Source organism: Nostoc sp. UIC 10630, from assembly GCF_010747425.1.
Lineage (GTDB): Bacteria > Cyanobacteriota > Cyanobacteriia > Cyanobacteriales > Nostocaceae > Nostoc.
Genome location: NZ_JAAGOG010000217.1, coordinates 1 through 11,906, shown reverse-complemented (window position 1 = coordinate 11,906; position 11,906 = coordinate 1). Strand labels below are relative to the sequence as shown.

General features: G+C 41.0%; 6 protein-coding genes and 1 pseudogene. 2 read left to right on the top strand and 5 right to left on the bottom strand.

The window, feature by feature from the left end:
* Positions 1-2,756: pseudogene (locus G1O98_RS31995) on the bottom strand (hypothetical protein); the annotation flags it as partial.
* A gap of 47 nt (positions 2,757-2,803) precedes the next feature.
* Between G1O98_RS31995 and G1O98_RS31990 the strand changes: the two are divergent.
* On the top strand, positions 2,804-3,334 hold the full coding sequence (locus G1O98_RS31990; protein WP_167306228.1) for a hypothetical protein: 531 nt from the start codon (positions 2,804-2,806) through the stop codon (positions 3,332-3,334).
* Positions 3,335-3,763: 429 nt separating this feature from the next.
* Here G1O98_RS31990 and G1O98_RS31985 read toward each other — a convergent pair whose 3' ends face one another.
* Genes G1O98_RS31985 through G1O98_RS31970 form a run of 4 tightly spaced genes read right to left on the bottom strand, consistent with a single transcriptional unit; the run spans position 3,764 to position 6,642 of the window.
* Positions 3,764-4,282, bottom strand: a complete 519-nt coding sequence (locus G1O98_RS31985; RefSeq protein ID WP_163936916.1) for a hypothetical protein — start codon at positions 4,280-4,282, stop codon at positions 3,764-3,766.
* Positions 4,198-5,049: a hypothetical protein gene (locus G1O98_RS31980; RefSeq protein ID WP_163936914.1), complete on the bottom strand. Its 852-nt coding sequence runs from the start codon at positions 5,047-5,049 to the stop codon at positions 4,198-4,200. The genes G1O98_RS31985 and G1O98_RS31980 overlap by 85 nt, the downstream gene beginning before the upstream one ends.
* A 12-nt stretch (positions 5,050-5,061) precedes the next feature.
* The gene (locus tag G1O98_RS39130) at positions 5,062-5,505 is read right to left on the bottom strand and encodes a hypothetical protein (protein WP_175586958.1); all 444 of its coding nucleotides are present in this window, start codon (positions 5,503-5,505) and stop codon (positions 5,062-5,064) included.
* Between the two features lie 30 nt (positions 5,506-5,535).
* Positions 5,536-6,642 carry a ParM/StbA family protein gene (locus tag G1O98_RS31970; protein WP_243458607.1) on the bottom strand — a complete coding sequence of 369 codons (1,107 nt, stop codon included), beginning with the start codon at positions 6,640-6,642 and terminating at the stop codon, positions 5,536-5,538.
* Positions 6,643-7,328: 686 nt separating this feature from the next.
* On the opposite strand from G1O98_RS31970, the gene mobF reads away from it, so the two are divergent.
* Positions 7,329-11,834, top strand: a complete 4,506-nt coding sequence (gene mobF / locus G1O98_RS31965; protein WP_163936908.1) for a MobF family relaxase — start codon at positions 7,329-7,331, stop codon at positions 11,832-11,834.
* The last annotated feature ends 72 nt before the right edge of the window (positions 11,835-11,906 follow it).

The window sequence follows — 11,906 nt, the reverse complement described above, 5'->3', positions numbered from 1 at the left end:
TCTGACTCTGGGATAGAAGCGTAAAATGCTTCAGATGCATCATTTGCCAAGGCAAAGAGTAGTTTAGTTTGGCTTCTAGTAAGTTCTGGTTTTAGTTCTAGGAGTTTAGCTCCTTGTATAGTCATCCCCGCCTTGAGGTTGTGGTCAGTCACCGATTGTTGGCTAACTGTCCCCAGGTTGCGGTAAGCGGGTTTTCCATCTGACCCAACCTCGCCATCTATCTGTGCAACTGCTAATAATTTATGGGGGCGTTCACTGTTTGTAAATTTAATTTCATCCAGGCGAATATTAAGTGTCTGGGCTTTCCAGATTAGGGGATGCCCGTAGCGGGTGAGGTTGGTAATTTCGAGTTGCGTTCCTGAATTCGTTTGAATAATTGCGCTAGAGCCAGACTCTGTTTCTCGCCGCCTTGAGGCACGAACCGCAGCATTGAACTTCAGATCAAATTCGTATTTGGCGGCGATCGCTGCAAATTTCTGCTGTGGTGTAAATTCTACTCCTTTGAATAAGTCTTTAAACTGGACGATGGGACGCGATTCTAACTGTGATTCTTGGAAATATTTATTAGTTTGGCTAATCAATAATTCTACTGGTGAGTAGCCCTTTGGTGTTATCCCCGTGTTTAAATAAACTGACGAAGATTTCTTATCTTTAATATAATTAACATCACGATACAAGTAGCGGCTGTTTTCCCGGATTTTATCCATCTCCGGTTTTTTAGCACTTTTGAATAAATCAACCGCTATTTGGTTTTGATAACATCCCTCACCAATCATTTCCCGGTACATCAGGCGGTTAACATCCATTGCCTGCTGAATAATCTCTGGAGTTCTGTTAGGATTCTCTGCTAAAGCTACAACAGATTGCATGAAGGGTTTGTACTCTGCTCTAATTGGTTTGGGCTTCTGGTCATCTTCCTGTTCAAATAAACTTTGATAATGGCTAGATACTTGCTCTAAATATTCTGATTTTTGTTCTAAAGTACCGTAAGTCCTTAGTACCTCAATTTCTGATTCTAATGCTTCCAGTGCCGTCACTTGATTGTTGATTATGCCCACACTAATGCTATCGCTCATGTGGATAGCTATTTTTTCAAATGGGGGCTGGCTTCCATTTTCCGAATAAAATGATTGTTTCTTTTCTTTAACAGTAGGCCGATAAGCATTTTCAGGCTGGTTTCTGTACTCGGCTTCGGCTGTGAAGTTTGGATATTGAAGTGCAAGTGCTACGCCAATACAGTCACCGTCGAAATCACGCGCTTGCCGTTCTGATTCGGTTTCGGCTGGGTCGATAAAATCAACATCAATCCCTTGCACTTCTAGCTGTGCAATTCTTTGCTGTATGCGCTTGTGGTCTTCGTCATTAACTACAATTACACCTTTGATGTCTTTACCGTCTGGTCCCAGTCGATCCTCAACATATTTGTTATTAGAAACACATAACCCATTGGAATTAAGGAAAGGAGAACGATAATTAAGAATTTTTTCTTGCTCGTCAAACCAGGGAACGCAGATTTCACCGTTTTTTAAGTCTTTGGATGGAATAATCATCCCCCGATCAAAAGTCAAAGTTTTCCCAATGGCAATATCTCGCCACTCACTTTGAACAAAACGGCTCAACTCCTGCTTTACTTTCTCTGTTTCTAAAAGCTGTTGATGCCCAAGCAAATCGGCTTTAATGAGTTTGTACATGAACAAGTCATCTTTAGTAGTCTCGTCATCCAATTCATCATCTGTATCTAAATCATCATTTGTCCCTAAGTTTTTGACATCTGTTTCTTGATTGATAATGTCTGATGTTTTTAATTTATTTTGGCTCAATGATTCTTTACGTTTTTCGTATCTTTCGCAATAGTAAGCAGAAACGTTTCTAGGATCATCTTCAATAGAGGCTAATCTTTGAGCAAGTAACTCTAGTTCTTCGGCAAAATCTTTAATTCCTTGGGGGAAAGATGCCAGCAGTTGGGAGATAGACATCTGTCCTTGTTGAGATTGCCCTTTTTCAGCTAACCAAATATTTTGCTGATATAATCCTGGTTGAATTTGAGGTTTAGTGGGGCCTTCTGGTCTATCCTTATCTGTTCCCTTAAAACTACTTACGGGGAGAATTATGTCTATTTTTGGTTCATTGTTCGGGTCTGCATACTTTATATCATCTAGTTTGTATGGTCGGAGTGTTCCTTTGCCAAAACGATATTTAGTAGTATCGTCTCCAACTCCATCCACCCAACCAAATCGATGCTGAATTACACGATATCTTTTATCTGCTTGGGATTCTCTTAAGGTTACTTTGTCATAAAGTTGTGTTGAAATCTGCCCATAACAGTCACCAACTAATTTATATGCCAAATCATTTGATAATATCCCTCCATTTTCACCCCTGTTATCAGTAGAATCATCTACTACCAGAATGTTTAGCTTTTCGTAAATCGCATTTTTACAAGCACCAAGGAAGATGGAACCATAAGCACCTCGGTCTTTACTATCTGGACAAATTTTTTGAATCGTTTCTAAGCATTCTTTTCCTCCATAAAGTAAGCGAGTTTTTGAAGATAATAGTAAAATGTGTCCATCTGGATGATTTTTTAACTCTTTGTCTGTACTGTATTCATCTGAATGTCCAAAGGAGAATTTTTTATCAGGAAAGTAAAATTCCAGTAAAGTATTACTGAGATTTTCAGTTAAAATAGTTTGGCGCTCATCTGTATAAATCCATTGATTGAGCCTGGGATCAAAATGTTTAATTTCCAGAGTCATGGTTTTCAGAAGTTAATAAAAATTAGTTAATATTTTGAGAGGTTTGTATGTCGAGAATTAAGCGTTGGATAAATATGCATAAGAAAGAATTCAATACAGATGGAACTTTAAAAGATGAAGCTCGGCAAAAAATGTTATCTCTTGGCGAACATCCAGGAGCAATTGATAGTTATGCTCGTAGGTTAAAAGCAACATTCGACGAATGGAAGCACCTGGACGAGACTGATCCAGAACCGTGGCCAATCTACACAGCTTACGATTTCTTCACTGAACAAGAAAAAAAGGAATTTAACCCAGATGGTTCTCTCAGACCTGAATATGTAGAATATGCTCAGAAAATTGGTATCAGTGAAAGTGCCCTGGAACAACTTGAGTGGCGTAAGAAAATGGAGGTGGATCATTATAATAAAATGTCTGCCTCACACGTAGAACAAGGCATCAACTTTGGTGAATGGTTGATGGAAGGGAGGATTGAAGATAGCAGAACATACGTCCAACGTCGGCAGCAGATGGAACAAGACCTGCGGAACTTTGAGCCGGAAGACAGCTTGCCTTTCGACAAGGACACAGCATATTAAAGTAGGTGAGGTTAGGCTGTAAAGAAAGTTTTTATCCATCAAATACAGTGATTTTATCTGAATATGTGAAAAAAGCGATACCTACGGCGGTTACGCATCGTTAAGTAAAGCAGCGATCACAGTTTCATAAATTGCGATCGCCTGTTGATAAGTTTCTAACGGCTCTTGCTCCTGCATAAAACTAATCCGCTACTGGATATTAAGGTTTGCTTGTCACATAGCTCTTTGATAAAAGCATCAATCGCTTTCGCTGCTGAGGACTATCTAGACTTTCTGGAATGCAACTCAGAGCAATACAAAACATACTTGAAAACCTGACTAAAAATACAGCTCTCTAATGGCTTCAAAAGCTTGTAGGGAATGACTTATACCTGAATAAAAAATTTGCTTAGAGGAGAATTAACAGTATTTTCTCCTCTAATAAATTAATTATCTGCGCCGTTTAGGTTTACTCTTATTGCGCTCATACTCAGCAATAATATCCTTGGTCTGTTGTGGAAAAATCACACTTTTATTGTTAAATCGCATTTGGTATACCAGATAACAGGGACTTTTGCGATCAGGACAGGAAAGATTTGTTGGCAGATTAATGATTGTTACTCCTGCAAAAGTCGCAGAAGCTAACATGGCAGAGCCAAAAAAGAAAATACCAGAGCGGCCAGAAGCGACCCAACCACCGAGCCAAAAAACAAGTCCTTTGAACTGTTCAAAGCGTTTTTGACGAAGTTTTTGACGTTCTAGTTGTGCTTCGTTCCAAGCTTGCAGTTTTTCCAGCTTGTGGGCAGCTAATTTATTGGCTTTAGCATCGGAGGCTTTTTCGACTTGAATATCAATAATGCGTTCTTTGGCTGCAATTTCTTGTTTTAATCGGTATTCATTCCATTCTTGGATACGTTGGGCGACAGCATCGGCATTGGCGAAGAAGGCAATGAGGGTGTCGTCTCCCAATTCATTCCAGATAACTGTGCCCTCTGTTGCTTTTTTTGGGCAATTCGAGCCATGATTCTTTCTTCTAATTGAGCGAAGAGGTTATTTTCAGAATCGCTCTGTTGTAATTTCAGTGCAACATTTTTCAGGTAAAGTGATTGAACTAAGCCAGTTATTTCTTCAGCTTCGGCGGCAGTAATCCTATCAATAAGATTAGATAAATCATCTCTGGCAGCTACAGCTTTTTCACTAACATTCTCAATCACTGCATCTAATTTTAGTTGCGGAGAAATCCCAGACTCATTTAGAGCAGCTAACTCAGATGCAACTTCTTCAAAGGATTTGTTTTGCTCTTTTATTGATTTGTAGGTTTCAAGAAAGCGTTCGCACTCATCTGGGCTATACTCATCTTGCTCAGATAGTCCGCAGACTTGGAGAATTAATAAAGCCTGAGAAAGTGCGATTTTATAGCCTCTTTCACGAGCAATTACTAGTAATTCAGTGATATCTAATGGTGATTGGGCTTTTTTTCCTTGTTTTTTCCCTCCATTCTTCGTTGACGACGAGGAATTGCCCTGAGTTTCTGACAGTGCATTGTCAACAATTGGAGATAATAGAGCCATTACTTCCTCATCATTTCCACCCTGCTCAATTAAGGTGCGACATTCACGAAACCTGTCTGCATCATTCTCGGTATACAACTCTTTTTCAGGTATCCCACTCAAGCGTAAAGTCTGGCTAATTTCTGATGGTGAGAGGTTGTTGAAAAGTTCTTGTGGTTGATACATAATTATCAATTTCTATTTAGATAAAGTTGAAAAAGGATTTAACCAGTCAACTTTTAACTGTCTTTGTTCTGTTGGGGGAATATTGGATGGTTCTGTTGGGGAAATCTTAGATGTTTCTGTTGGGGGAATATTGGATGGAAGGGAAAGTGATGAAAGTGAATTTCTTTCTACTGCAATCATCGTGGCTGCCTGAGACGGGATTTCTCCCAGCAGTCCCATCAGATATGAAGAGTGAAGTTGAAGGCGGTAAAGACAAGCACGAATGTGTGGTTCTAAATCTACGGGTTGCTCTTGGGCTTGATAGGCTAAAGGAAGCCAATAGCTGCTAATAGCAATTATCACCATATCTTTTGCAGGATAAAGAGTATTTCTCGAGTTTAAATACTTAAACAGCATTGCTTCGGAGCTATCAGTCTTAACTCTACTTCGTAAGCGAAACTCAACATCTGAAAACATTACTAATATTCCTTTAAAACGAGCAAATTACTAGAACGCACGATGGTTTGAAATAGCTGATGTAGCGTTTTGATAACGGAATAATCCGTATACATCCGTGAAACGTAAGCACAACGCATCTTTTTTAATCGGCAGGTTAAAAGCCAAGCGCACATCCTCTTCTAATTCTGCCGCCCATGAAATCTCGGTATAAGTAAATAAGTTTTTCAACTCAGCAACTAAATATTCCGATGTTCCCCCACCAATAATTACTTGCTGAATATCAACAGGAATATTCATACTCAGCCAAATAGATACTTTATTCCAGTATTCTTTCCGAGACAACTCCGCTACTTCAACAATTTGTGCTACTTCCTCTGCTTTAAACTCAGCATTCTTACTCCGAGCCAAGGTGTTAAAGTATCTCGGTTTTAACGCTGAACCTGATAGATGAACAGCCTTTAACAAATCATGTAAGTTCTGTCCTGATGTTCGGCTTTTGATTCTCTCCAGCATCCAGGCTAAACCCAAACCTTCTGTTTTTCCAGTTGATATACCCCGCTCAAAGATTACGGCTGATATATCCCGAAAACCCAGCATCACCACAGCAATGTTCACTTTATTAAAGTCTGTGCCGAGTTTTTTACTTCGCGTCAATACCAGTCCCCCACCCTCCGGCAAACACTGAAAGCTGATCAGATTTACACAAAATTGTTGACCTCGAAAGCTAAAGCTAGACAGTGCCTTGGTTAAACCCATCTCCAATCTTTCCCTGTCTTCCCACTCCCCATAAGGCAACAGCAGTCCCAACGATAAATCAAGGTTGGACTTCAATCCTTCTCTAATCGCTATTGCCCCCACTGCTGCTAAAGTTTTTGGAATCGCGTTCTCATACTTGAGTTCTAAAAAATTGATTCGCGCTTCAAAATACTTTTGGGCCAAAAACCCAACCGCATAATACTCTCCGTTGTACTCTATCCAAGCCTCATTCTCTGGATTCGGCCGATTAATTTGCCCAGACTCATATAAAGAGAGCGAGTCTCTAGAAATCTTAACTAACTCTGGCTCCATACACAGCAATTCTGGTTTAGAAGACATCTTCTCCAGAACACGATAAACCATCTTCGTCATTGAAGTTCCTGGATCAAGGCTCAACATTAAATCCACAAAAAATTTCCCCTATTTTTCACTCTTTATCAAGAATTATTCCTAAAAGGCTAAAGCGCATATACCGTAATGATTTCAGCATTTGTAAATAAAAATTATGAATCATTACAATTGCACTTTTATTTCACTGATTTGTGCATATTACGTAAAATCGCCTAAGTTTCCAATCCTCACTAATTCTCATCAATTTATCCCAATATATCCCAATGTTCCACTCCACAAATTAAAATTCATCGCTGATGTTATTACATATTAAACATCATCTAATAAGCAATTATCATTAGCTTAATAAAACCCAATAGTTCCCGGAAGTTCCCGGAAGTTCTCGGAAGTCACCCGATTTATTCCCATGTTCTCCTACTAATTTTAAACATGTTTTAGAGGGCACAAGCCATACAATCCATCTTTTTCTGACGCACAGTACGCCATATTTGGCGGAAAGTTTTCCGAATAATAGGCTATATTTAATATCATCAGAGTTAGAAAATAAAAAAATTGTTGTCGTCAAAGTTTTACCAAAATTTCTTCACTCGGCATCGAACAAAATTTTGTTTGATGTTGGTGATGAACAATGACCCCAACAATGATTGGAATAGTGATTATTTAGCCATCAGAGGAAATACACAGAGTTTCTTGGGGATATGTAGCTCTCAACTTATAAATGGAGTTGAGATGAAATGCTAACAGCAGCTAACGTTTCCTCAGAGATGGCGGTGAAGTACTTCGTCAAAAACTACTACCACCACGGCAAGTCGCGCTGGAGTGGACTAGGTGCTGAGAAACTTGGGTTATCAGGGGCAATCGATGATGAAGAAGCTTTTAAAAATGTAATCGAAGGGTTATCGCCTGATGGCAGTGAGCAACTTAATGCCAGGGTGTTAAAACCCAAAGAACGCAGGGCAGCACTAGACTGTACATTCTCTGCGCCCAAGAGTGTGAGCCTAATGGCGTTGGTCAGTGGGGATTCAAGATTAATCGCCGCGCACCATCAAGCATTAAAGGAACTGATCGAGCTGATGGAAAGGCGTTATGCCATAACGAGGGTGACACAAAACAACGGTAGGCACAGGGTAAACACGGGTAACTTGGTGGTCGCGCAGTTTGACCACATCGAGAGTCGGGATTTAGATCCACATCTGCACACCCACTGCTTAGTCATGAACACGACGCAAGCTAATGATGGTCAGTGGATGAGTTTGGTGAATAGTGAGATATTTGCTAACAAGAAATTCCTGGGGATGGCATACCAGAGCTATCTAGCGGCAGAAGTCCAGAAACTAGGGTATGAGGTAGAACTCAGAAAACATGGACAATTTGAGATTAAAGGTTTTAAAGAACAAGATTTAGAGGCGTTCTCAAAACGGCGGCAGCAAATCATTGCCAAAGTTGGGGTTAACTCGACTTGGGCAGAGCGTGAGAAAATCTGGGATAGTACTCGACAGCGCAAGCAAAAGATTTCAGAGCAGGAGTTAAAAGCATTCTGGAAGTCAGAAGCTGCGGCACTGGGCATCAGTTTCATCAAGCCTTCTGAGCCAAATAGTCAAGTAGTACAAAATTCAGTTTCAAAGCAAGGTCTTGAAGATGCGTTGGCAGAGGCGATTGCGCGAAGCGCAGTGCTGGAAGCAATCGCTCATTGTAGCGAAAGGAATGTTGCCTTTAAGCTTGAAGATTTAGAAAAGTTTATCCTTTCTGAAAGACTTTTCACTGATGTAAATGCACTTGAGCCATTAATCAAGGAGCATCAAGAGTTAATCGTTCTGCCGGGAATGGAAAGACAATATACAACATGGACGGCAGTAAAAAGAGAACTAGCGACGATTGAGTTGATGCAGTCAGGAATTGGGGCAGTTAATCCGATACTGCAAACACTTGTAGCTTCAGACCTTTTAGAGAAAACCTCACTAAACCTTGGGCAGCAGCAGGCAGTTAGTCTAGCTGCAACGACAACAGACCAATTCATTGCGTGGCAAGGGGTAGCTGGTGCTGGTAAGACTTTTGCCCTCAAGGAATTAAAAGCGATCGCACTAGCCCAAGGCTATACAATCAAAGCTTTTGCCCCTTCATCAATGGCGGCTAAAGTGTTAAGTGAGGAGCTAGGTATACAAGGCGAGACTGTAGCCAGTTTATTGGTGTCTGAGCCAGCACCCCGACTTGAATTAAATCAGATTTGGATTGTGGATGAGGCAGGTTTACTTAGTGCCAAAGATGCTCATGCCCTATTAGAAAGAGCGACCCTTGAGGGAGCAAGACTATTACTAGTTGGCGATACCAAGCAATTATCGGCTGTCGAAGCTGGAAGCCCATTCAAATCCTTGCAACAAGCTGGCATCAAGACCGCGCACTTAAACCAATCAAACAGGCAGCGTAACCCGGATCTCAAGATTGCAGTAGACCTAATTGCAGACGGGAGAGTAGAAGCGGGGTTTAAGCAATTATCGGCAATAGGCAGTATTCAGGAAGTATCACCCGATACTATAAGAGAAATAATTGCTGCTGACTATATAGGATTAGCGAAAGAGCAACGAGCGCGAACATTGGTACTGGCTGGCACAAATGTAGAGAAGTTAGCACTTACTCAGGCAATCCGAGGCAAGCTAAAAATTGAAGGAAGTTTAGGGGCAACTGCAAACATTACCCAGTTGCAAGCTCTAAACCTGACCAAAGTGCAGCTGCGCTATACCCATAACTTTGAATTAGGCAATGTGGTGATGCCAACGCGCAACTACAAACGCCGGGGTTTAGAGAAAGCTTTGCTGTATGAAGTCGTCGGCAAGAACACCGACCGATTAATTTTGAAAGCAGACGATGGAAAGCAGTTAGAAGTAGATGCCAATTTTGACAAAGCTGTTTATCAACGCGAGCAAATTGAGATTGCTGTAGGCGATCGCTTGCAATGGAAGAAAAATGACCGACAGTTACAAAGGCGAAATGGACAAGAGTTTATAGTCACGGCGATTGAGGGAGATTCCGCCCAAATTCAGTATTTAGATAGCAATCGAACTGAAACTATTAACCTTAAACAGGCGCAAAACTTAGACTACGCGCTTGTCAGCACAATCTACAGCAGCCAAGGCAAAACCACTGACCTAGCCTTGATTGCGGCAGATCACACCATTGGGCAAGAAAGTTTTTACGTAGCGATTAGTCGAGCTAGGCATAACGTCAAACTTTATACTAAAGACAAATCAGAATTGCTGGAACTGGCGCAAGAGTCTAAAGCCAAAGATAACGCCTTAGAATTGCTGATGAATTCCTTAAAAGTGGAACGAATGCAGGCGAAAACTGCCTCGGTCAGTCCAAGAGCTAATGAGCCGATAGTAAAACTTGGAGTAGCAATAGCAGAGCCTGTACTGAAAGCTCAACCGCTAACCACAGAGCAAGTTTCCTTACCAGTATTAAAGGAAGAAACACCAATAGTTGTAAAGGAAAATTCAGATCAAAAGCCTGTAGTCAAACTTAAAAAGAAAGAATTATTACCAACCGAGAAACAACCTCCTGCTTTTGAAAAACCAGTATTAAAGACTGCTGCCCCAACAGAAGCATTTTGGATACCTCAAAAGCAAGAAGAAGTACTTAATTTTATTGAATCAAAGCACTGGCAAGAGTTTGAATCAAGTGCCATTCACCCAGAAATTGCAGCGCTAAACTTTGAAAGCCTTCAGTTCAACTATGCAGGTGGTGAGCATGAGGCTTGGGAAAGGCTGATGGTTAGCGAAAAACTTAATCGTACAAATACGGGGCGACTTAGTGAAGGGTTAATCAAAGCCTATTCTCACCTTGATGCTGGTGGTTGGTGGTGTGATGCTGGAGTTGATGCGCGTTCATTTGCTGATTTAACACCAGGTGATAAACCTGCAATTAAAAGATGGGGATGTTACAAGCCGAACACACCTAGACCCAAAAAAGATGAGGAGAACCAGATAATTGAAGGAAAATTCATTAAATATGAGCATCCCCCAAAGGTTGAATTAAGTATATTCTTGCTCAATGTCCCCGATGAGATAGCCGAACGCATATACTCCAAACACAAAGTTAATCCCACCCAGCAGGAGCGCAAATCAGGATTTTGGTATTGTGTCTGGAAATATAATTTACCGTGTGCGATCGCAGAAGGCGCGAAAAAAGCAGCCAGTCTGTTGAGTCAGGGTCATGCTGCCATTGGGCTACCTGGGATTTCGGCGGGATACCGAACTCCCAAAGATGAGTTTGGCAAAAAAATCGGTAAGTCTTACCTACATGAGGAATTAGCGGTTTTCGCCACACAAGGGAGAGTTTTCAAGTTCTGCTTTGACTACGAAACCAAGCCCGAAACAAAACTCCATATCGAACGAGATATTTCCGTAACTGGAAGATTGTTACAAAAAGCTGGAGCAAGAGTAAAAGTCATCAACTTGCCAGGCCCAGACAAAGGTGTTGATGATTTCATCTTCGCAAATGGGGCACAAGCTTACGAGAAATTGAGTCATCTTGCTCCAACCTTTCGGGACTGGCAACAGCAGAATCAGCATTCAAAGACTGCGGCTTTTCCACCTTTGCGTAAGCCGATACCAGAACAACGTTCTATACAACTTGAGGGAACAGGCAATAGGGAACGGGTAACAGGGAATGACAAATTGGATCTCTTACCAACACACAGGGAAGAGGAAATAGAAAAAACTGTTGCCTGTTCCCCATTGCCTGTTCCCTATCTTTTACAAAATAAACCACAGGTACAAACCCATGACTTTAACCAACGACAACAACCTAACTCAGATACAGTTCCTAACCGAGAAGATAGAGCAATTGACCCAAAAAATCGAGCAGTTACAAACCAACAGCCAGCAGATGAGCGAGCTAATCAAGTTATTAGAAACGAGTCAAACCGAGAAACTAACCGAAATGAGTGCGAGTCACGCGAATTTCTTGCAGCAATTAACCGAGATGCTGAACTCGAAAAAGTCTTCGAGCATGGAGACGATATTGCAGGAATTAACCAAAGCTCTACAGATGATGGGCTTCGAGGTCAACGAACAGAGAAACTCTCAAGACAAGTTAACGGACAAAATTCAACAATTTTTAATAGAGAAGCAAGTTATGTCCATTCTTCACAACCAGCCACCAGACAACTCTTAAATACAATCTCTGATTATCTTGAGCAATCAGCTATTGAGTCTGCTTTAACCCAAACAGTATTAGGGCTATAGGAATCATATTTGATTTTTGAAAAAGACTACGAGATAATACTGAGGTAAATATCGGTCTAAGAGTGAACCATG

What these genes read in the sequence shown, in the direction of transcription:
- G1O98_RS31990 (WP_167306228.1), top strand. Translation starts at nt 2,804, where the DNA reads ATGTCGAGAATTAAGCGTTGGATAAATATGCATAAGAAAGAATTCAAT.
- G1O98_RS31980 (WP_163936914.1), bottom strand. Translation starts at nt 5,049, where the DNA reads ATGTATCAACCACAAGAACTTTTCAACAACCTCTCACCATCAGAAATT.
- G1O98_RS39130 (WP_175586958.1), bottom strand. Translation starts at nt 5,505, where the DNA reads ATGTTTTCAGATGTTGAGTTTCGCTTACGAAGTAGAGTTAAGACTGAT.
- G1O98_RS31970 (WP_243458607.1), bottom strand. Translation starts at nt 6,642, where the DNA reads ATGTTGAGCCTTGATCCAGGAACTTCAATGACGAAGATGGTTTATCGT.
- mobF (WP_163936908.1), top strand. Translation starts at nt 7,329, where the DNA reads ATGCTAACAGCAGCTAACGTTTCCTCAGAGATGGCGGTGAAGTACTTC.